Origin of the sequence: Paenibacillus sp. LjRoot153 (assembly GCF_964253085.1) — a bacterium.
Classification (GTDB): Bacteria; Bacillota; Bacilli; order Paenibacillales; family NBRC-103111; genus Paenibacillus_E.
Window position 1 is genome coordinate 4,282,577 of record NZ_CAXUQH020000001.1, and the last position, 22,331, is coordinate 4,304,907.

The following is a 22,331-nucleotide window of genomic DNA, read 5'->3' on the forward strand; positions in this document are numbered from 1 at the left end:
ATGGAGGGAAACCCATTGTATTCCCATGACCCTCGAGTGACGAAATGCGAAGAAATCCCGGTCGAGTTTCCGCCCCAATACCAGCCTGGACAGCCAGGATTGGAATATTTGATGCTGCCCAGGCCCGTTTCGGAGCTGCCGGGAGAGGTTGGATCGGGTAAACTGCAGAATAAGGTTGCGATTATAACCGGGGGGGACAGCGGAATCGGTCGGGCGATCTCCTATTTATTTGCTCGAGAAGGGGCGGATATCGCTGTCGTATACCTCAATGAACACGCTGATGCCTTGGAGACTCAGGAGAGAATCCGGCAATTAGGCCGCTGTTGCTTGACGATTGCCGGGGATATCGGTGATGAAAAATTTTGCAGAGAGGCAGTAGAGATTACCAGGTCCAGATTCGGACGGGTTGATATCTTAATCAATAATGCGGCTGAAATGTTTTATGAAGAGGACATGACTAACCTGTCATCCGAGCAGCTGTTGCGGATATTCCAGACGAACGTATTCTCCTGTTTTTATTTTACGAAAGCTGTACTTCCTTACTTACAGCCCGGCAGTGCAATCATCAATACGAGCTCACTCGCAGCGGACAAAGGCTATCCCGCAATGGCTAGTTACTCCGCCTCTAAGGGTGCCGTTAGCGCACTAACCCGTTCATTGGCGGTTTCTCTTGCCGATCGGGGCATCCGGGTCAATGCCGTAGCCCCTGGTCGAACATGGACTCCCCTTATCCCTTCATCATTTCCACCTGAATTTTACATGTTTTATGGGTCTTTAAATAATTCGGGCCCGATCAAAAGAACGGCACAGCCTTACGAAATCGCACCAATCTATTTATACTTGGCATCAGAAGAATCCCGTTTCGTAATCGGTCAGACGATTCATGTGAACGGTGGAGAGTATATGGGCTTGTGATGAGGGCTGAAGCGCTCATCCATGAGCGCTCAATACATAGGTGCACTAGGCAGTTAAATGTTGGTGAACAGAAATGCCCACGGAAGATTCCGGGGCATTTTATGTTTTCTTTCGCAACGTGTAATTATTTTCAATAAAATGGTAAATCCTCAGTAAAATTAAAGCAGATATCGGATACAGCGGAATTGAATAATACAACTTCCAACCGGTGTATACAAAGAAACCATTCAGCACATGCAGCCATTCAAAGAAAACCGCAAATGCTGTCCATCCAGCAAGATAAAGTACAAGTCGTTTGCGATTCTTTTTTTCGCGTAGATGCCATTTATCATAAAAAAACAAAAGAAGAAAAGAAAACGGAGGATACAAAAAAACGTGAGCAAATGTTGCAATAGGCTCGTAAGTTATATTATCGCCGCAATAATAAAGCTCAAATGGTGTTGACGCTAATGCATAATCATAAGTTGCAACAAATAAAATATTAAACGTCCAAATGATGACGACTGTGATAGCGTCAAAGTGCTTTCGTATCTTAAAAAACATCGCCATCGATATAACCGAGCAAACAAATACGAACCATTCGTTCCAATCAATGTGAAAATTCATGGTTTAAGGTATCCTTTATAAAATATTCTGCGAAAAACCTTCATGATCATCATCATCAACATCAAATAACCTATCCAAAATACGCCCGACCAAAATAAATAGGGTTTCATGTGTTTAAAAACGCCTAACCAATCAGAAAGCCATTCTAAACCAAACAACAATGCCGAATATTTGATGATCACCCATGTCTTTTTTATTTTGGATGCAGCGGCGGCAATTTCATTTAAACAAAACAGCGAAACTAATGGATATAGCACTATGCGTATGAGCACATGAGAAAACTCAAACATAATCGATTGCGGAATCACAACATTTTTCATATTCATCGTAAAAATAGCGGACCGGTTTTGAATCATCATAGAAGCTAGGCACCAGAAGAAAAAGATCTCTAACGAATGCAGATGTTTTTTTTGATATTTCATAAAGTAAACAAATACGAACAAAGTAACGAAGCTATACAATAAAAAAACCATAGGAGCCTCCCTTCCTGGGAATCTTATGGTTGTATTGTTCACTAATTTTCAGTTCCCTATAACCTTTTTCCACCAATATTCCCAAACATATTTTTATCAAAATTAATTCTGTTACACCCATTCTATTCAGACATTAGCGGATTATTTTTTTTCTCAAATATGCCTTGAAATACATACCTACGCCAATACCAACGAACATTCCTACAAGACCCAACCATACAGCACCTAGTAAATCATTTGAAAAAATCACACCAACTGTTCCGATATATGCACCGAAGGTGACAGGGAAAAAGGCATAAGGTAAAGTACCGCCACCCGCGTCTCTATATGCATCCCACATTGCAAACATATAGACACAAGGGTAAAACATTAACCACTGATAATTTGTATGGGCTATTGCTTCCTGAATATTGCCTTTGAAACTGGCTATTATCACTTCATTTAAATGGGATTGAACATTAATCAGAAATTCCAAACCAATAAACAAAAGCCCTTTTAAAAACTTACCATTTAATAACTGCCCAAATCCTGGTAATGCTATGCTCCATAGTACTTTTTCAAGCTCATTCGAGTTCATTCCCTCATCACTTCATTTACTTAGGCTGATTTGCAAGGGCATTTCTGTCATCGGCTTGCGGTGGTTCTTCTAACCATCCATGACGAATCAATATGTTCGCTCCATCTTCTGCAAATAATGCAATTTCCGTCGAAAGTCGAGTGTATGTTGTACTCAAATCTACTCTCTGACATGTTCCAGCGGCAGTGCCGTAATTTCCTATTCCGATAGCGATCATCCCAGTTGTGTGGATCATCATCAATTTATCCGAAAATGGTGCAAGGGTACTGTCCATGACATGAGAATCCGAACCTTGCGGGGCAGGAATATCTTCGTCTGTAAGTATGGCACTAAACTTTTTTAGATGCTTGTTGGCGATTCGTTTACCTTCCAAAAAGTATTGCTTTACGTCATCAGATTTACATACTTGTGCAAATGCCATCATCATTGCTTTACCAAGAACATTCGTTTGTATATTTATGAACAAATGCGTAATCTCAATTGCAGTTAAAGGACGCTTATTTTTTCCAAACATATCAAACAGGAAACTTTGTTTCTTAATAAAATCAACCTTCTCAGGCGTTGATATGAACGGTGGTCTAACATAAATTCCCTTCGATAAAGCAACTTTTCTCGCTATATTATGTAATTTAGATACAGAAGCAAGCACTTCATGGAATAAATCACTTACATCTGATCGAGCAGACACTCCAATTCCTACAACTGCACCCGACATACCAATTACCGCCATATTTTGTATGTACAGCAGCATAAAGGTATCTGAAAACAATCTAGGTGCATGGATGTTTAGATCATCATCAGTGAAGCCAACAGGTATTGGATGTTTTTCATGTGTAAAAATTTCTGTAATAGTCTGAACGTGTTTTAGATATAGACTTAGCGCATAGTCAATAACTGTTAGTATTTCTTTATCTTCACATTTATTTGTAAAATACTTTAATACACAAGTCGCCATTGTATCGTTTTCGTATTGTGTCCAAAGAATACCCATTTCAGATGAGGTCAACCTGACGTTATGCTTAGACATAATATTTGGTTCAGTTATTAATTCCATGTAATAAAAATTCCTCCTTTAATTACTAATTTGGATGCCATATACAACCACTCAGAAATGCAAATATCAAAATAGCTATGGATATAACTATTATTCCTTCGAAGTTAAAAAAAATTAAAAATAATTCAGTTTTTTCAAAGCATCGTAGTTAAAATAAGGCTGCCATATTTTTAATGGCAGCCTTATTTTTAGTTAATCGCATTAATTAAATTTTCACCAGTAACTTGTCTCGTTTCTCTTAGGAGTGGTACTGATCCTCACTGACTTTTTCCAGCCATTCGACCGTCTTGCCATCAAGACGTTCTTGAATGGCGATATGAGTCATAGCTGTGGTGGGCGAAGCGCCGTGCCAGTGTTTCTCGCCCGGCGGAAACCAAACCACGTCACCAGGACTAACTTCCTCGATCTGTCCTCCCCAGCGTTGAACACGTCCTTTTCCTGCCGTTACGATAAGCGTTTGACCCAGCGGATGAGTATGCCAGGCTGTCCGTGCACCTGGCTCGAATGTAACGCTGGCTCCAACTACGCGTGCAGGCTCGGCTGCTTCAAACATGGGATCGATGCGAACCGTGCCGGTAAAATAATCCGATGGTCCTTTACCCGAAGGTTGAGACCCGACTCTTCTGATTTCCATTTTCTAAATCCCTCCGTTGATTAGGCATTTGTTTTAGCTTTTTTGATGCCATCGCTTTGAGTCTCTACCTTCCTAATGAGGACGATATAGGAAACGAAGGCCAATAAACTGGTTGTAAATATAATGATTCCGAAAGGAATGGCTGAACTCTCCCCCGCGATTCCCACAAGTGGGGAAGTAACTGCACCTAATGCAAATTGGAAGGTGCCAAGCACCGCAGACGCACTTCCCGCAATTTGTCCATGCGATTCCATCGCTAGTGTAACAGAAACCGGCCCAATGATGCCAATGGATACAGCAAATAAGAAGGTTGAAAGAAATATAGCCGACAATGATCCCTTAGAGAGAACTGCGATCAGAATAGTGCAACTCGAAATAAAGGATAGCGATAATCCAATCCGTAATATACTGCGTTCGGTCAGCCGTCCTGCCACTCGTTTGACAACTTGCGATCCTATCATGATTGCAAGACCATTCATGGCAAACAGAATCGAGAACATTTGCGGCGACACACCGAAAATGTTCTGATAAATAAACGGCGTGCCGGCAACAAAGGCAAATACACCGGCGAACAATATACCATTTACAAGGGCATATCCCATAAATGTTCGATCACGAAACAGACGATTATAATTTTTCATTACGGCCATGAAGTTACCAGAGACACGATGCCGTACAGGCAAGCTTTCCTCTAATCCCCATGTTGTGATGCCCGTCAAAAGTATGCCTAAAAGCCCCAAAAAAACAAACACACCAATCCACGAACTAAACGATGTAACGGCGCTTCCGGCGTTTGGGGAAACTAACGGAGCGATATTACTGATCATAGTAAGCAGAGAGATAAATTTCGTCATTTCGACTCCGCTATATCTGTCGCGAGCAATCGCACGGGAAATCACGAGCCCAGCAGATGCGGCAACCCCTTGTATGAAACGTAAAACGATGAAGGATTCAATATTGGGTACAAAAGCACAACCGATCGATGAAACGATATATAAGATCATGGAGATCAGCAATGGCATCCGTCTTCCATACTTATCGCTTAAAGGCCCCATGACCATCTGGCCTAAGCCTAATCCTAATAGGCTGGCAGTTAAACTCGCTTGAATCATGGATACGTTGGTTTCGAAGAAAACCATAATCTGCGGAAGCGAGGCAAGATACATATCGACCGTAAATGGCCCCAATGCGGAAAATGCAGCTAGAATTAGGGCCAATCGGAGAGAATGATTTTTAAGTTTATCGTTCATTCGTCTATAAAGTTGAGATGTCGATAACGAATCGGTAACGTACATCACTCTGCAGAATACGCTCATACGCTTCGTCTACTTGATCTGCCCGGATGACCTCGATTTGCGGCGTAATGCCATGCGCGGCAGCAAAATCAAGCATCTCCTGCGTTTCCGGAAGTCCGCCAACTAAGGAACCCGCGATACTACGGCGACTCATTATAAGGGAGAAAACGTTGTACTGGCTTGGTTCCGCTGGTGCGCCGACATTAATCAGTGTACCATCTACGCGAAGCAGCGATAAGTACGCATCGACGTCAATTGGCGCGGAAACGGTATTTAGAATCAGGTCGAAACGGCTGGCTAACGTGGTAAAAGTTTCTGGATCAAGCGTTGAAAAATAATGATCGGCGCCAAAGCTCAACGCTTCCTTCTCCTTTTCTTTTGCCCGGCTTAAGACGGTAACTTCAGCCCCCAACGCATGCGCAAACTGTATCGCAACGTGGCCAAGACCACCCATCCCCAGGATAGCTACCTTTTTACCCGGACCGGCTTTCCAGCGTTTCAAAGGGGCATAAGTGGTAATACCGGCACACAAAAGTGGACTTGCAACATCTAACTCCAGACGATCTGGAATTTGAACAACGAATCTTTCGGTAACAACAATGTGTTGACTATAACCACCGTATGTTGGATTCCCCTCATAATCCAAGGAGTTGTAGGTGGCTACAAATCCTTTTGAACAATGCTGCTCTTCTCCTTGGAGGCAGTACTCGCACTCTCCACAAGAGTCCACATAGCAGCCTACGCCAACTCGGTCACCTATAGCGAATTTCGTTACCTTCTCCCCTACTGCTGATACAATCCCTGTAATTTCATGTCCAGGTACCATAGGGAAAATTCCGCCGGCCCAATCCCCGGATGCGCTATGAATATCGGAATGGCAAATGCCGCTAAACATAATATCGATCGACACGTCATCTGGTCGTAATTGTCTTCTTTCAATAGTACCTTTTTCAAATGGTGCTTTGGCTGAGGGAACTGTTAAAACGTGTGTTGTGCACATAGGCGTTGTCTCCTTTTCCATAAATCAAAATATGATGATTATTCAAAGTAATTTGATTAATCAACATGTGTCTATTATTATATAAAGAAAGTACGTAAATTCAATGGTTAAAGAACCGTGAAATGTTGATATATCAACACAACAACTGAAAGTGTTAATTATCTTAGAAAGTTTGGTGGGATATACGATGGCTAAAGTTGATCGTAGAATTCTTAAAACACAGGAATCTTTAAAAAATGCCGTTATTGAACTGATGACTGAAAAAAATTTCGATGATATAACCATTCAGGATATTGCAGACCGGGCAAACCTAAATCGCGGAACCATTTATCTCCATTATCAGGACAAATTTGATTTATTAGATAAACTCATAGAATCTCACCTGAATGAATTAGGAGAAATGGATGAATGGGCATGCAAGATGGATTGGAACGAGGCACTTGTACCTTATTTTGAATATTTTGAGAAAAACTATTTATTTTATTCGACGATGTTAGCCAGTACAGGGGTCCCTTCAGCTTTTAGAACGCGACTTCTTGCCTCTTTTATTGAAGGTTTCAAAGATGAGATTGACAGAGAAAGCGGAAGAAATAAGGATTTAACTGACGATGTCATGCTGCAATATGCGGGTACTGCCTATGTAGGAGTAATTGAGTGGTGGATCAAAAACGGAATGCCATACCCGCCACAAGTGATGGCTAAACAGGTAGGGACCATGTTAGGTAGAAGTCTCTGATGGGATTTGCGATAGCTTGCCGTGCACAAAGAGGCTGATCATAGCAATTGTTCTAGCATATTGCTAAATATTTTTGTATAATACCACAAAGTAATAGATGAGGGAGACATGTGCGGTGCAGAAGCGCTGGATCGAATTGATTGAAGCACAATTACTTCCGAATTTGCAACTTGCCAGTGAGCGGACCTATGACCCGGTTGTCGTATATCGTGTCCCTGAGCCGTGGCAGCTTCTCGGAGCGGGTAATTATGCGGCTGTGCTGACGCATCCAAACTATCCGGATATGGTGGTGAAAGTGTATGCGCCGGGGCGGCCGGGCTTAGAGGATGAGAAAGAAATATATCGACGGATGGGCAAGCACCCTGCTTATTCTGAATGCCTGTATGCAGGTGATTCTTATCTCGTGCTGCGCCGACTAACGGGCGTTACGCTATATCAATGTGTGTTGCGAGGCATCCCGATTAAGCGTCAAGTGCTGAACGATATTGATGAAGCGCTGAAGTATGCGGTTAGCCGGGGACTGCGACCACACGATGTACATGGCAAAAATGTGATGCAGCGGGACGGCCGAGGCTTGGTCGTCGACATATCGGATTTCTTGAAGGAAGACGATTGCTCAATGTGGGACGATTTGAAGCGCGCCTATGATCGCTTTTATTTCCCCTGGCTGCGTAGGCTGCCGTTTCCGGAGCTCCTGCTGCACCTTGTACGCCGAGGCTACCGAAAATACCGCAGTTTGGCGCGAACTTCGAGTGAGTTACACAAGAAGAATATGTAAATTCGTTTTTATACTTTCCCTACTTCCAGCGTAAAAAATACCCAGTGCCTCTTACGCAGCACTGGGTATTTTTTTACATGTTTTTACTCAATTAACTAATACTAGTCTCCTACTTCTTACCTTTGCCTTCTTTGCCTTTTTCCTCTTTGCCTTTTTTAGCTTCTTTACCTTCTTTGCCTTCTTTGCCTTCTTTGCCCTTGCCCTTTTCTTCTTTAGGCTCTTGTCCTTTTGCTGCATTCTTACCTTTTTCTTCTTTCTGTTCTGTTCCTTTGGTTTCTTTTACTTCTTGTTCTTTATTGCCGTTCTCCTTCTTGTGTTCACCATGTTCATGACCGTGTTTACCAGGACCTTTTCCTCCAGGCATAAGCATTACCTCCTAATGTTTATTGTTACATGGTCGGCGAATGAACGCTTTTAATATGCTGAATATTTGTATAAAAGGTCTTACCTTCCGCTGTAATCATGTGGACAATATTGTTTTCTATTTCTTTTAGTAATCCGATCTTACTGGGGTTTCTCCCTAAGTCAAAAACAACTATTTTACCTTCCAACTTTTTCAGTTGCTCCTCAAAGGAGCGAGATAATGGCAAATCCGAAGGATTTACAGGGAAAAATTTTTTATCCAGAAGGTAAGGTGTTTGGTAATCATTATATGGGATCAGCCACTTCAAATGGTTTAACGGTATAAACATCGTTTTATAAACAGGGGAATAAAATTCAAAATAATTCGTCATGATATGGGTAATGTAACCATGTATAGGCTGATAACCTGAAACAAAAATTTCTGTAAATACCCCTTTTGAATTCATTAGGATTTTCCTATACGAAATTTTGTCACTATTGATTGGCTTTTCAGTAAGAGCGGAGAAGTCCGTTGAGCTTTTTTTGGTGTTCAAATTGATGTTTAGAATATGAAAAGTAGGAATATATATATAGCGCTCCCCATTATATAAAACTAGGATATCTTGCCCCGCATCAACCAAAATACCGGTATGCCACTTATCACCAAGCAATTCAACATCAATAACCGCTCCTAGCTTCTTCTGAAAAAGGTCCATCTATGTTGCCTCCTCTCACTTAAATAACCAGCCCGTCCATACGTATAAACTAAGAAGACTTATAAGAAGACCGATAGGTATGATCATAATCGTCACTTTAATATATTGGCTCCATGTAAGTCTTATATGATGTTTTCTCAGAATATGCATCCATATCAATGAAGCTAGAGTACCCATCGGCAACAATAATGAACCGATATCTGCACCAATGACTGTTGCCAAATATGCGGTATGCATAGTAAAAGTATCTAAACCCATATTTTGCAAGGATAAGGTGCCAATCATAATTGAAGGTAGGTTATTAAATAAATTAGACATTGCAGTAAGCAGAATGCCCATTACAAAGATGGCATTAAAGTGATTTTGGGCAACCGCCCCACCAAGCCATTGTACGAGAAAGTCAGTCAGCCCTGAATTATGAAGCCCGTAAATAATGACATATATACTGAAAGCGAAAATAAGAATGTGCCAAGGTGTTTTTACTAGAATATCCTTTGGCCCAATTCCTTTACGTATCCACCTAACGACAATTAGAAGAATTGCACCAATGATTGCTGGCCATTCCGTTGCTACACCAAGGGGAGTCAGCAAGAAAAAGCTGCATCGAATCAAAATAACAACAAGGATGCAAATTCGAAACAGTCCCCAATCAATATATCCCTTGTCCTTTGGATCTACCTGGAGTGGATGAAAAGTTGTGGAATTATTGTGTACAAGAGAGCTTATTGAATAGGGCTGCAAAAATGTAATTTTCACGGGAATCTCGCGCTTAAAATAAACAAAAAGCAGAAACGTAATCGTGATTATCCCTGTCATGGCGGGTACAAACATCATAGATGTATATGTGTTAAGATCTAAACCGACTGTTTTTAACGCAATCAGATTGGCTAGATTACTAACTCCGATAGGTGCGCTTGCTCCAGTAGCAACTAGTGCGCCTGATAGGAGGTAAGGAATTTTTTGCCTAGTTTTTAAGTTCAGTATAGATAAGGTTTGGATGATAATGGGGGTTGTGATTAGAATGCTTCCGTCATTATTAAAAAACATCGTCATTAAAAAACATAATATATTAATATACCAGAAGAGTGCTCGACCTGACCCCTTTGCCCGAACAGCCAAATTAATAGCTGCCCACCTAAAAATCCCAATACTCTCTAACACAATAGACATTACTATTGTTGATATAATGGTTATGCTTGCCCCACTAACAATGGAGGCTATATGGTACACTCCTGTAAGAGGCACAATTCCTAAAGCCAGGAAAATCAAAGCACCTAGTGTTGTCGGAATAGATTCATTAATACCGAATGGCCTCCAAATTATCAACAACGTAACGGTAACAAAAACAATGGAGATTACCGCAGTTGTTATATCAAACATGATCTTGCACCTCACAAGGGTTGGCTGATGATGGTCCAAGTCTCCTAACAATGACAGGGAGGGTGAGAATTTTAGATAATGTCGATCCGATTACGATTACAATGATCAGCATATTTCTCCTCCTCCCACCTACGATTAAGATTCAGAAATGTATTATTTTTTTTCGTTGCTATCTTGCTTTTGTTCCTTTTTCTCCTCTTGATTTCCCTTTTTCTCCTCTTGATTTTCCTTTTTAACTCCGTAAGACATGCTTTTAATATGATAGTTAAAAATAGTCACTAATTCATGGTTAACAACCATCGAAATATAATCATCATTGGCATCAGCTAGAACGCCCTGAACACTCTCATGGCCACCACGGTTAACTTGACACCAAAGATTTTTCATACCTTTCAATAAACCAACAAAATTGTCAGCTTCCATAATCTTTAAAGGAGTTGTATTCGGCTGTGCAGTCAGCAAGTACTCCACCGAGTCTTTCGTATTTACCGTGATACTTTTCAAATGAGTTGTGTTGTAGTAAATAAGTCCATCCTTCTCATTGTAGATACCCACATAATCGAATCCCACCGCAACAATCTCGCCTTGTCGAGATTCAGGACCCCCGCGATCCAGTCTTACTTGTTTACCCATTAGCAAAGAATAATCGAATGCCATAATAATCATTTCCCCCTTCAGGTTGTGGTTGGTTGTTGTTACATGCTATATATATACTCACTCGGCAAAGGTTTGTACTAAACGAATGACCCGTCTCTTAAAAACTCCACATTTATCACTAGAGGGTATTTGTACGTGGATATAAACACAGATCCCCTCCGATCATCAGAAAAACGATTATCTTCTTAGATAAACGTTTCTCACGAATGACTGAAGGGGAGTGTAAGTGCTCCATCTATTTACATCCTTTTTATATTGGATACATCGGAAATACAACTTAAGGTAACAACATACACAGTATCTCGCGTGGACATTACGACAATACCTTCGTTAAGTCCGATAACTTCCGCATTAGATACATCATTTAACTGTTCAGCTAACGTGTTGAAATCAACCTTCGCTTTGCCGACTAATGGATTAAACAAGTTCATCATAGATGAGCTTTCGTTGTTATCCCCATCATTTTTTTCGGAGTTTTCTTTATCAGCAATCAACTTACTGTCGAAATCTTCCCCCCATATCTCTAAGCCGGCAATAAGATGCATAGGTACGAAGTGCTCAACTCCGTTACTTGTGAAATTTACCAATGAGTTTTCGGCGGAAATAATTTTCGCATTCGAGTATTTTCCGTTTGAATAGTCTAATGTGTGTATTTCTTTCAACTTTTTGTCTTTTAGCTGACTAAGGAGACTCTGCATGGCATCTCCACTATGGCAGCATTTGCAGCCCTCGTTGTTAGACCTAACTTCCTGTCTAGGTGGCCCTGGAGGTTTAGGTTTTGGCGGACCAGGGGGTCCCGGCGGCTTAGGCGGTCCAGGTGGACCTTCTGGCCCTTTTGCTCCTGCTGGTCCTTCTGGTCCTGCTGGTCCCTCTGGCCCTTTTGGTCCTTCTGGGCCTTCTGGTCCTTTTGGTCCTTTCGGTCCTTCTGGTCCTTTGGGTCCTTTCGGTCCCTCTGGCCCTCTTGGTCCTGCCGGTCCTTCTGGCCCTTTTGGTCCTGCCGGTCCCGCTGGTCCTGCCGGTCCCGCTGGTCCTGCCGGTCCTGCTGATCCTGCTGGTCCTGCCGGTCCTGCCGGTCCTGCCGGTCCTGCCGGTCCTGCCGGTCCTGCCGGTCCTGCCGGTCCTGCTGGTCCCGCAGGTCCTGCCGGTCCCGCTGGTCCCGCTGGACCTGCCGGCCCCCTATGGCATAACTTACAGTGATGTTTTTTACACCTATTCCTTTTTTTAGGTTTATGACCTATCAATTTTCTCTTTCTTTTCTTACGTTTGGGACATTTGCATGGCTGTTTTCTTTTACATACTAGGCAAAGATCCTCTAAACCACTTGCTAGTGATGGGGAAATGTCAGGTTTGTCCTTTACTTTGTACAAACTAAGCTTAGCAGCAACTTTTACTATACGAAAAGTTTTCATCTTAAAAGCACTAGGATTAAAAAAAATTTTCGAACGTTTCATAATGACTGAACCCTCCTCTCAGTAATCTAGACATTTGCTACTAGGGAACATTTATCTATGTGGGTATATGCAATATCAGTGTATGAACCTATAAAATAGCCTGTTCTAGTGAAAGAGCACATTTTGATACGTTTAGAGAATTAAAATTGCGAAGAAGTAGAAATACGGGCTATACCCTAGAGCGTTCGCGAACACGTGACATATACATGCAGTATAAATAACGATTCATGACATTTATCGGGTAATACAAGTAAAATGTAATTGGTTACACGCCAACGAACAGGAGGAATCCTTATGTTTATAGTCTGCCTACTTATTCTTTCTGGAATAGGATTGTATGTAACATTAAAGCCTCCGACAGAGCTTTATGACAAGTCGTTAACAATTGATATATTCCCAGAACTTAACATGGATAGTGCCCATGCTTTTGAAGGCGCGCCTTTCAGGAAAGAAGAATAACAACGATACAATAAAAATATAAAATCTCCTACTTTTAGCTCCCCTACTTGTATCAGTCTATATTTTTGTCACTCGACAATCACATAAAAGTAAAAAAACCGCGTTTTACGCGGCCATCCCATGATTTATTTATAGCATTTATTTGCAATTACACTTAACTGAATGCTTTTTGTTGAGATTGCCCTAATACTTTTTGCATTAAAATCTATTTGGTCTCACGGTTTATACCTATCGTTCGTACATTTATTCGTATTAGGCATCGATCCAATCCATTTACGAACAAATCCTATACTATAGGATAGTTCGTAAAAGGAGGGGGTTAATCGTTTGAACCATCTTAGAAATTTATGGCTAAATAAAACAGTAAAAAAGGGAACGCGTCTTGAATTCTCCACAAAGGATTTTCATATAAGAGCGAAGGTTATCGCTACAATAAAGGTAGGGAGCCGTCCAAGCAGTATAGCCATAAATCACAATACAAATCGTGTTTATATTGGCAATAACGACTTATTAGACCCTTCGCTCTCCATAATTAACGGGAACAACAATAAAGTAATCAAAATGATAAAGTTGAAAGATATTGCACTGTTTATGGCTATTAATCAGAAGACAAATCGGATATATATAAGTCAAAACAATAGCAACTCGGTAGTCGTTATCAATGGTTCAACAAATAAAATTGAAGCAGAAATTAAGGTCGGCGAATTTCCTGAAGGTATTGCGATAAATCCAATCACAAATCGCGTTTACGTAGCTAACCGAATTGAAGGGACAATTTCAGTTATCAACAGTACAAATAATAAAGTCATTTCAATTATTAAGGCTAATCAGGGCACAAGGGATTTAGCAATCAACACCCTCACTAATCGAATATATGCAAACAGCGGTACTAACGTCATGTTCGTTATCAACGGAAATACGAACAAAATCATTGCAACTGTAAAGGTAACCTCTTCACCAAGTACCAGTACAATTAGGCTGGATCCATCCAGGAATAGAGTTTATATTAAAGTTGGAGAAGGACTTGCCGTCGTTAATGCTTTGAATAACCGCCTAATTAAAATAATCAATCTTATCATAACTGCGTATGCACTAAACACAAAAACAAACAAAATTTACGCCACTGATATGAATCTAGTGGAAGATATAGTTCGTAATGGAAAGATTAACGTGATCAGTGGACATTCTTATAAAGTAATTAAAACTATTAATGCAAACGGAGTAGGTACACTTGATGTGGCAGTAAATCGGAGTACCAATCATATTTTTGTGACGAATGAATTTTCTGACACAGTATCGGCTATAAACGGGCGAAGAGATACTCGTTTTGCAACGATTAAAGTAGGAAAATTGCCTATTCCAGTTGCAATAAACGAATTAACAAATCGTGTGTATGTGTGTAATGATCGTGACAACACCGTCTCTGTTATCCAAGACGGACGGATTCGTTGATCTATGGTCACAGTTAAAATTATTACTGTATTAAAAAAGCCGCATTCATAAATGAACGCGGCTTTGAATTTCTTCTATTTAATTGCCGTTCATCTCTATCAGGAGCTATTCAAAAACGACCTGTCCCCCCAGCACTAAGACTAATCGTTCAGCAAGTAAAGTCAGGATAGAGCGCGAAAAGATCAACCTCGAAGACCTCTTCTCATAATTAGTTTCTCAAAATAATTGTTCTCATTGTGTACTCTGCCTAATGATGAGATTAGGCGCTAAGACCGTAATCTTCGTCACCTTTTCTTTCTGAATCAATTTGGACAAAATCAACATCGCCTGCATGCCCAGCTGTTCACTTTGCTGAGAAACCGTCGTTAGTTCAGGATTCATCGCTGAGGACAATTGCGTATCATCAAACCCAGCAATCGCCATATCTTCCGGGATCCGTATCCCCCGTGATATGGCTGTTTTCATTGCACCTATGGCCACATAATCATTAATACATAATATTGCTGTAGGGCGATTAGGCATGGCAAGAAATGATTCCATTAATTGTCGTCCGCAGGACATGGAGAAACTTCCCAATTGTACCCATTCCTTGCGGAAAAAGAGATGATTCGCCTCTAGCGTACGCCGGTAAGCTTGCAGCTTCTCCATGGTAGTTGTCGTTGCTGCGCTACCGCCTAAGAAACCTATCTGACGATGGCCACGATCAATCAAATGCTGAACAATCAGCTTAGTGCCTAAGTATTCGTCTGTTTTCACACGATGACATGGATGTCCTGGCAGTGTGCCATTAATCATAACAATCGGGATTTTCCTCTGAATATCCACCACTTCCTGCACGAGCGAAGCCGGACAATGTCGTGAATTAATACGCCCTCCCATGAGAATGAGTCCATCCACTTGCCTTTCACATAGCAAATTTAAATATTCGGATTCTCTGCTGTAATCGCTAAAAGTGTTACACAAGAAAAGGGTGTACCCCAGCTTTTGCGCAGCTTTCTCTGCCCCTCCGAACACCTCTGGGAAAAACATATTACTGCTGTCCGGAAACAATACGCCGATCATACCAGTTTTCTTATTGACCAGACTGCGTGCTAAGGCATTGGGCTGAAACTTATGTTTTTCAATAATGGCCATAATCTTCTGCCTAGTGGATGCTCGTACAGGTGCCGTATCATTGAGAACTCGGGAAACTGTCGCGACGGAAACGTTCGCTTCCCTAGCAATATCGTAGACTGTAATGGTTTCCAGGAGCTCACTCTCCGTTACGTCGAAATGAAAAGCGAAAGATCGAAGGCCTGTTCTGAAACAGACCTTCGATGTGTAATTTCTCTTATTTCGTGCTTTCTACCATCTTTTTGAATTCATCCAATTGCTTCTGGACTTCCGTCATGACTTTGTCAAAACCAGCTGCTTTCAAGCTTGCTCGGAAATCTTCTACTGCTTTCACAGGGTCACCAGCTTTTCCGTAGAGGATCGCAGGTCCCTTTGATCCGACGACTTGTGTAATAGCGGTTAACTCATTCGTGACGCTGGCTTTGTCGAAAACAAATCGGCCGTAAGGATAGGCTTTCTTGATCTTATCATAAGAAGCATACAAAGCTCCTTTCCCAGCCCAGTCTTCGCCATTAGGGATTTCGTTCTTATCGATACGGCCACCCCAGAAGTTCGAGTAGAAATCATCTCTTTGGACATCGTAACCATCTGGACGAAAGCGTTTGCCATCTTTCACGACATATTGCACACCTTCAAGACCATAGTTCATCAGACGGTAAATTTCAGGGTCTTGACGAATAAGCTCATAGACCATCAGCGCGCGTTCTGGATGCTTACTTTTCGCGCCAATGGATGTACCGCCATGTGTTATCGACATCGAGACGAGGTTGTTTTTAGTCGCCGAGAATGGGAAGAATTGCAGATCTGAGCCTGGCTGCAGCTTATCCATTTTGATGCGCTCGCCGAGGTAAGTTTGTGTATGATGCTGATCTACGGACGTTTTCCCTGCTTCGAGCAACGCGCGATTGTCGCCTTTGTAGTTCAAGACATCTTCGCGCCAGAAGCCCTTGTCACCCCATTCTTTCATCATTTTGGCAAAGTCCATAAACGTATCATCAAGGAAAGGGCTATACGCTTTATACTTATCATTAAATGATTTGCCGTAGACTAATGCGAATAAACCTGTATTTATGGGGAGTTCAATCGCATCCGTATAAGAATTGATATATCCGCCAATATTTCCTCCTGATGTTCCATTTGTATCCCATGGAATAACACCTGGCTTCTTATCCTTGACAGCTTGCAAGTATTTCTCCAAAGTCTTCCAATCCGTAATTGGCGACGTTATGCCGAATTCCTTTGCCCAATCACCACGATATTGGAAGCCGTGATTCACCCATTGTGTATAATGATCTTCGGGGATTAGCATGATCTGATTCTTGTATTTCGTCTCGGCCCAGTTCTCTGGCGGAACTTCTTTCCATGTGATCGGTGCATAAGTTGGCAGGAGCTTATCAAGTGGCTGGAAGGCGCCTTTTTGCGCATTTTGCCACGTATCCAACCAGTCAGTTGCCACTGTAATTAAATCAACAGGCTCCCCAGATGCAAGTAATAAATTATATTTGGTTTGCCAATCAGCCCACTCCACCCATTTAATTTCCAGTTTGGCATTGACCTTTTGTTTCAAAATGGCATTCAGTTTTTCCATGACTTTCTCAAACTGACCATTCTTCGGCTTGTCGCCCAACATGACATAAGAAATCGTTTGAAACTCAGACGTATCGATTTTACCACCAGCAGCTGTTGCAGGTGCTGTCGAATCTGAAGAAGTGCTGTTAGATGACGTACAAGCCGTCAAACTTACTGCGAGCGTCGCAGCGAGTGCAATGCTAAGCGCTTTCTTTTTCTTGAACATGGAATTGCCTCCCCATTATCATTATTGTTTATGCATAACGTTAGCCTTTAACAGCACCAACGGTGATACCTTTGATGAAATATTTCTGTACCAATGGGTAAAACAGGATGACGGGGCCCGTTGCAACAACCGCTGTGGCCATTTTCATTGACTCGAGCGGCATATCTCTGGGCTGAACATTGGAGGATACGGATGAATTTTTAATAAAGTCGGCGCTAGTGACCACATTATAGAGAAACAATTGAAGCGGTCGATATTTCAAATCCGGCGATAGGAACAGCATGGCATTGTACCATTCATTCCAATACCCCAGCGCTATAAATAATCCAATCGTAGCCAAAGCGGGTGTCGTCATCGGCAAGATTAGCTTCGTAAAGATTCTAAAATCGCCTGCTCCATCCATTTTGGCTGACTCCGTTATGGCATGAGGAATTGATGTGACAAAGCTTTTCATCATAATAATGAGAAAAGGGCTCATAAGTCCTGGCAGCAGAACCGCTAAGTAGTTATCTTTGAGGTGCAGCCATTGTGTCATAATTAAGTAGAACGGGACAACTCCCCCATGAAACAACGTTGTGAAGTAGATGAAAAAGGATATCCTGTTTCGATAAGGAAAATCTGGCCGCTGTAACGAATAACCTGTCATCGCGACGACGAACAGTCCAATAGTTGTTCCTACGATCGTAATCCCCAGCGTCACACCGTATGAGCCTAGAATAACGCCTGGGTTCTCAAACACGATTTTATAAGCGAAGCTACTGAATTCTTTGGGCCATAAATTATAACCATGCAACGTAATGGATTTCTCCGAGGTGAACGAAGTGCCGAATACAACAAGAAATGGGATTAGGCAGCATAGTGCAAATAAAGCTATAAATATGTAGCCGAATAGTCGTATGGCCACAGACGAAAAATCCGTCCCCCTCTGGCGAGCGATGACTTGCTCCACGGGATGTCCCTCCTCAGCTATTCATCATTTGAATAAGCACGATTTTTTTAAAATAAGGTGTTATCAGGTGAAGCCTTTTTCACAAGCCAGTTTGCTGTAATGACGATGAAAAATCCAAAAACAGACTGATATAAGCTGACAGCGCTTCCTAAAGAGAAGTTAAAATTGTTCATTAAGGAACGGAACACGAACGTCTCAATAATATCTGTGGCATCGAAGAGCGCTGTATTATTAGCACCGACTAAGTTGTAGAATAGGCCGAAATTGCCTCGGAGGATGCCCCCTAATGAGAAAAGAAATAAAATAATGAAGGTTGGCTTTAGCCATGGGAGCACAATATAGCGAATTCGCTGTAAGGCATTGGCGCCGTCAATTTCTGACGCTTCCACGATCTCCGAGTCTAATCCCATAATGGCAGCGAAATACACAATGGAGCCATATCCTGTGGACTGCCATAAATACGTGATGACAATGATAAAGGGCCAAATGCTTGGGTTCGAGTATGTTTTGACAGGATCCCATCCGATCGATTTAAGAATGCCATTCAACAAACCGTAATCATAGCTGAGAATGTTATAAGCAATGAGTCCAACAAGCACAAATGAGATGAAGTAAGGCAGAAACATAAGAGATTGGGTTACTTTCTTGAACCACTTTTTACGAAGCTCATTGAGTAGAATAGCAATGCCAATCTGTAGGATATTTCCGAATAAGATAAAAGCAAGATTATACAGAATGGTATTGGACGTTAGCTTCCACAACGCTCCTGAAGTCACTAGAAATTTGAAATTATCAAATCCAACGAAGTCACTGCCGAAGATACCGGCCGAGTAGTTATAATTGATAAAGGCAAGATACAGCCCAGGCATAGGAAGATACGACATCACTAAGAAAAAAAGAATAGCGGGTACACACATGAGCAATAAGGTGCGATGTGACCAAAATCTTCGCATCGGTGTCACTCGCTTTCTGACAACTGGTGAAACGACATCTATTGTTTTTGAAGAGGTGGCAGTTTTCATACGCTAACTCCTTTCAAATTAACTGGCGGAGACGGGTACGAATCGAAATGGCTCCAATATAGCATCGTTATCTAACGCTACTGCCTCCAACATAATAGCAAGTTCATTCCCCTCTTCTTGCTCATGGAACCATGTTCCAGGCAAATAAAAGGATTCATCACTCCCGCCACGGAATACTGGTCGGTTCTCTCCGCCTTTGGTCCATAAACGCCCCACCAGATGTCCGTTGAAGAACACTGTCAGTTTCATATCTTGGCCATGGGCATATACTCGCCAGCCCAAGCCCTGGTTGCTATCTTCAAGCTCGCTGTAGAGCCATGCGACTGCTCCAGGCTTCATCGCAATCGCTTCTGTGACGGGCTGCGCATCTATGCGCGAGACCTGAGCATGTTGCAATAGGCCAAGTTCCTGACAACCCGCAACGGTCCAATTATTCGCCGAAGTACCTTCGTACAGTGTGATATGCCCACTCAAAGCGATGTACGTTTTATCCAAAAATAGTGTAATTAACGCTGTATCTCCCGCTTTTACGAAAGGAGTAAGATCAAGAAAAGGATCATGTGGATTCACTTGACCCAGTGAATGTCCATTTACATAGGCATACGCCTGGCTGAAGTTTCCTGGTGTATGAAGAATCCAACGATCGGCTTTGTCAGTCAGCTTAACTTGCTTGCGATAGCAGTGTTGAGCAGGCAGATCTGCGGATAACCAGCCTCCAATGCTCACGATCGGCCATTGCCCGTCATCCACATCCGTAGCTGCATAATCGTCTTTGATCTCACTGGCTTGCATGAGCTTGAATCGCCAGTTTTGGTTTAAATCCCTACTCGACGTGACGCCAACAATGCCGGCAAGTCCCTTTAGACTGTTTAAATGGAGGCCAGGAAGCGTCGTATCGTGGAAATTGGTATGTCCCCAAATCTCCACTCGTGCTGTAAGATCAGGCACGACGTGTATGCTTTCAGGGATCGGCAGATAGCGGCTTGTTCCGCCTGGTGTTACGGTGCCCATATACCCTTCCCCTGTATAGAGAGAAATCACATCACTAGCTCGCTGTATGATGAAGCCCTGATAGTCGTCATCCGTATGCGGTAATTGCGCTTTATACCACGCGAATCCTCGGTAAATCCCGTGCTTTTCTAAATGATCAGCATCGTCTCCAAGGTATAGGGTCTCCTCCGAAAAGGAACGTATGTGGTCAACCTTACTAAGCCTCCATGATGTTTCCACTTCCCTGCTTTCCTTCGCTTGCACCACAAGTGTTTCAATTCGCAGCTCACCATCCTCATCGATGCTTTCCAAACGAAGCGCACGAGCACGGTTCATCCCGATGATTTCAAGAATATGTCCATCCGATAAGTGAATCCAGGCCCTAGCTTCATTGTCCGTAGCCTGAAAGGATAAGGTTACGCTTCGTTCTGATTGAGACATATGAACAGTCATCCCGGCATTCTTTATTTCAATCTCCGACTCAAAAGTGAATTGAACTTCCCCTTCCCCCTCCGTATGGAAAATGAAAATCGTCCGCTGCTCATGCGCTAAATGCTTCACTTGCATGAGTTCAGCTGTTGCATATTCGAGCCCTCCGCCACCAGCAATCCCCCATGTTTGTAAAGGCACATGAAGTGGCAAAATCGGACAATCTAATGCTGCGACATTCAATTCGAATACGAGCTCGCCGCCGTGCTTCAAAGCTAGACGATGAAGATCACTTGGCGTTGCCTCAGCTAACGAGGTGCCATAGGTTTGAATGATATGATGCAGCAACCTGCCCTCGTACGCTTCTTCTCGGATATGCCCTTCAGGCGTAAACATCCCATGGAAATCATAATCCGACGTAAGGAAGGAAAGTGGATTTCCCCAATTGTTGGCGGCATTCGTAAAGCCAAAGTTTGTCCCTGACGCCTGCAAATAAGGACCTAACAATTTGGCTCCTGCCGATAACAGTCTGCGGAGCAGAAAGTGGGAGCGGTTCGTTTCGGTGACGAGTAAGGGATAGCCTCTTCGGCTTAATTCTTCTCTGTAGTAACGAACTTTTTCTTCAAAGGAAGGATCACGATCATTCGGGTAAAAATTGCATGTTGGCACAATACTTTCAGCGAACCCGGATGCTTGAAACAAACCGCCTTGACCTGCACAGGCTATCAAGGGTACCTTGATGCCATGTTGTAAGGCTAGATCTCTCAATGCTGAGATGTATCCTTTGGGATCGGTACAAGGATAGAAATCAAGCTCGTTCTCCAACTGAACGGCGATAATGGAACCTCCCTGCCCATGTTCATATCGCTGAAGAATAGGCATAATCTCTGCGTACCATCTAGCCACATGCGTCAAGAATAGCGGATCATGATCCCGAATACACATATTTTCTTCAACAAATAAGTAGGCAGGCAATGCGCCTCCATCCCATTCTGAGCAAATGTAAGGACCTGGCCTTGCGATGACCCATAAGCCAGTTTCCGAAGCCTCCTGAAGGAACTGGGCTACATCTTTCTCTCCGCTGAAATCCCATACGCCTACTTCGGTCTCATGATAATTCCAAGGGAAATACACATCAATAGCGTTATAACCAAAGGCTTTCACTTTATGTAATCGTTCTTTCCATACTCCCCGTGGGAGTCGGAAGTAAAATAAAGAAGCACAAAGAATGATTTCTGATTTGCCATCTATACGCATCGTTTCAGGCGATAACTGAATGATTTGATTTTGGCTGATGGATTGTTGCACGCGTTATCCCCCCTCAGTTAGGCGCTCTACTTCCCGTATGAAACCCGTTTCATTCGCCAAGCAGGTTTAATGTTGTCCCTATTGCCAGTATAGTTAATATATAAAGCGCTTTCATTCAAATAAACTTCTAAATACATAAGAAAACACCAGTGTTCACCACTCCCTTACAAAGCAAAAAGTTGTGAATTATAACTTAATTC

At 42.3% G+C, this 22,331-nt stretch carries 23 protein-coding genes; 6 read left to right on the forward strand and 17 right to left on the reverse strand.

Annotated elements, in window-relative coordinates; translation table 11 throughout:
• Window positions 1–36 precede the first annotated feature (36 nt).
• A complete protein-coding gene (locus ACSQ8P_RS18365; protein ID WP_436236487.1) occupies window positions 37–915 on the forward strand; it encodes an SDR family oxidoreductase in 879 nt (292 codons plus the stop codon).
• 99 nt (window positions 916–1,014) lie between these two features.
• Here the strand turns inward: ACSQ8P_RS18365 and ACSQ8P_RS18370 are convergent, their stop codons facing one another.
• The 7 genes from ACSQ8P_RS18370 to ACSQ8P_RS18400 all read right to left on the reverse strand — a co-directional run bounded on the left by ACSQ8P_RS18370 (window position 1,015) and on the right by ACSQ8P_RS18400 (window position 6,554).
• Window positions 1,015–1,521 carry a hypothetical protein gene (locus ACSQ8P_RS18370; RefSeq protein ID WP_436236488.1) on the reverse strand — a complete coding sequence of 169 codons (507 nt, stop codon included), beginning with the start codon at window positions 1,519–1,521 and terminating at the stop codon, window positions 1,015–1,017.
• Window positions 1,518–1,880, reverse strand: coding sequence for a hypothetical protein (locus tag ACSQ8P_RS18375; protein WP_436236489.1), 363 nt, complete (start codon window positions 1,878–1,880; stop codon window positions 1,518–1,520). The genes ACSQ8P_RS18370 and ACSQ8P_RS18375 overlap by 4 nt, the downstream gene beginning before the upstream one ends.
• 247 nt (window positions 1,881–2,127) lie before the next feature.
• Entirely contained in the window at window positions 2,128–2,571 is a 444-nt protein-coding gene (locus ACSQ8P_RS18380) for a hypothetical protein (protein ID WP_436236490.1), read from the reverse strand.
• A gap of 16 nt (window positions 2,572–2,587) precedes the next feature.
• Complete coding sequence (locus ACSQ8P_RS18385; protein ID WP_436236491.1) at window positions 2,588–3,625, reverse strand: DUF3231 family protein; 1,038 nt, start codon at window positions 3,623–3,625, stop codon at window positions 2,588–2,590.
• Between the two features lie 238 nt (window positions 3,626–3,863).
• Window positions 3,864–4,259: a (R)-mandelonitrile lyase gene (locus tag ACSQ8P_RS18390; protein WP_436236492.1), complete on the reverse strand. Its 396-nt coding sequence runs from the start codon at window positions 4,257–4,259 to the stop codon at window positions 3,864–3,866.
• Window positions 4,260–4,279: 20 nt separating this feature from the next.
• A complete protein-coding gene (locus ACSQ8P_RS18395; protein WP_436236493.1) occupies window positions 4,280–5,509 on the reverse strand; it encodes a multidrug effflux MFS transporter in 1,230 nt (409 codons plus the stop codon).
• Between the two features lie 4 nt (window positions 5,510–5,513).
• On the reverse strand, window positions 5,514–6,554 hold the full coding sequence (locus ACSQ8P_RS18400) for an NAD(P)-dependent alcohol dehydrogenase (RefSeq protein ID WP_436236494.1): 1,041 nt from the start codon (window positions 6,552–6,554) through the stop codon (window positions 5,514–5,516).
• A 187-nt stretch (window positions 6,555–6,741) separates the two neighbouring features.
• Here ACSQ8P_RS18400 and ACSQ8P_RS18405 point away from each other — a divergent pair, with 187 nt between their 5' ends.
• Complete coding sequence (locus ACSQ8P_RS18405; RefSeq protein WP_436236495.1) at window positions 6,742–7,290, forward strand: TetR/AcrR family transcriptional regulator; 549 nt, start codon at window positions 6,742–6,744, stop codon at window positions 7,288–7,290.
• 97 nt (window positions 7,291–7,387) lie between these two features.
• On the forward strand, window positions 7,388–8,068 hold the full coding sequence (locus tag ACSQ8P_RS18410) for a serine/threonine protein kinase (protein ID WP_436236496.1): 681 nt from the start codon (window positions 7,388–7,390) through the stop codon (window positions 8,066–8,068).
• A gap of 109 nt (window positions 8,069–8,177) precedes the next feature.
• Here the strand turns inward: ACSQ8P_RS18410 and ACSQ8P_RS18415 are convergent, their stop codons facing one another.
• The 5 genes from ACSQ8P_RS18415 to ACSQ8P_RS18435 form a co-directional block, all read right to left on the reverse strand.
• Window positions 8,178–8,432, reverse strand: coding sequence for a hypothetical protein (locus tag ACSQ8P_RS18415; RefSeq protein ID WP_436236497.1), 255 nt, complete (start codon window positions 8,430–8,432; stop codon window positions 8,178–8,180).
• 25 nt (window positions 8,433–8,457) lie between these two features.
• Entirely contained in the window at window positions 8,458–9,126 is a 669-nt protein-coding gene (locus ACSQ8P_RS18420) for a DUF2642 domain-containing protein (RefSeq protein WP_436236498.1), read from the reverse strand.
• 15 nt (window positions 9,127–9,141) lie between these two features.
• Complete coding sequence (locus ACSQ8P_RS18425; protein WP_436236499.1) at window positions 9,142–10,506, reverse strand: arsenic transporter; 1,365 nt, start codon at window positions 10,504–10,506, stop codon at window positions 9,142–9,144.
• Between the two features lie 153 nt (window positions 10,507–10,659).
• Window positions 10,660–11,163, reverse strand: coding sequence for a spore coat protein (locus ACSQ8P_RS18430; RefSeq protein WP_436236500.1), 504 nt, complete (start codon window positions 11,161–11,163; stop codon window positions 10,660–10,662).
• 239 nt (window positions 11,164–11,402) lie between these two features.
• Window positions 11,403–11,861: a hypothetical protein gene (locus ACSQ8P_RS18435; RefSeq protein WP_436236501.1), complete on the reverse strand. Its 459-nt coding sequence runs from the start codon at window positions 11,859–11,861 to the stop codon at window positions 11,403–11,405.
• Here ACSQ8P_RS18435 and ACSQ8P_RS18440 point away from each other — a divergent pair.
• From ACSQ8P_RS18440 to ACSQ8P_RS18450, 3 genes are all read left to right on the forward strand, one after another.
• The gene (locus ACSQ8P_RS18440; protein WP_436236502.1) at window positions 11,860–12,360 is read left to right on the forward strand and encodes a hypothetical protein; all 501 of its coding nucleotides are present in this window, start codon (window positions 11,860–11,862) and stop codon (window positions 12,358–12,360) included. The two genes, ACSQ8P_RS18435 and ACSQ8P_RS18440, sit on opposite strands and share 2 nt — an antisense overlap.
• A gap of 548 nt (window positions 12,361–12,908) precedes the next feature.
• Window positions 12,909–13,073: a hypothetical protein gene (locus ACSQ8P_RS18445; protein WP_436236503.1), complete on the forward strand. Its 165-nt coding sequence runs from the start codon at window positions 12,909–12,911 to the stop codon at window positions 13,071–13,073.
• Between the two features lie 327 nt (window positions 13,074–13,400).
• Complete coding sequence (locus tag ACSQ8P_RS18450) at window positions 13,401–14,525, forward strand: YncE family protein (RefSeq protein WP_436236504.1); 1,125 nt, start codon at window positions 13,401–13,403, stop codon at window positions 14,523–14,525.
• 231 nt (window positions 14,526–14,756) lie between these two features.
• On the opposite strand, the gene ACSQ8P_RS18455 is transcribed toward ACSQ8P_RS18450, so the two are convergent.
• The 5 genes from ACSQ8P_RS18455 to ACSQ8P_RS18475 all read right to left on the reverse strand — a co-directional run bounded on the left by ACSQ8P_RS18455 (window position 14,757) and on the right by ACSQ8P_RS18475 (window position 22,131).
• A complete protein-coding gene (locus ACSQ8P_RS18455; RefSeq protein ID WP_436239549.1) occupies window positions 14,757–15,773 on the reverse strand; it encodes a LacI family DNA-binding transcriptional regulator in 1,017 nt (338 codons plus the stop codon).
• Window positions 15,774–15,855: 82 nt separating this feature from the next.
• Window positions 15,856–17,433: a DUF3502 domain-containing protein gene (locus tag ACSQ8P_RS18460; protein WP_436236505.1), complete on the reverse strand. Its 1,578-nt coding sequence runs from the start codon at window positions 17,431–17,433 to the stop codon at window positions 15,856–15,858.
• Between the two features lie 40 nt (window positions 17,434–17,473).
• A complete protein-coding gene (locus ACSQ8P_RS18465) occupies window positions 17,474–18,382 on the reverse strand; it encodes a carbohydrate ABC transporter permease (protein ID WP_056625617.1) in 909 nt (302 codons plus the stop codon).
• Window positions 18,383–18,429: 47 nt separating this feature from the next.
• Complete coding sequence (locus ACSQ8P_RS18470) at window positions 18,430–19,335, reverse strand: ABC transporter permease (RefSeq protein ID WP_436239550.1); 906 nt, start codon at window positions 19,333–19,335, stop codon at window positions 18,430–18,432.
• Between the two features lie 87 nt (window positions 19,336–19,422).
• Window positions 19,423–22,131: a beta-galactosidase gene (locus ACSQ8P_RS18475; protein WP_436236506.1), complete on the reverse strand. Its 2,709-nt coding sequence runs from the start codon at window positions 22,129–22,131 to the stop codon at window positions 19,423–19,425.
• Between the last annotated feature and the right edge of the window lie 200 nt (window positions 22,132–22,331).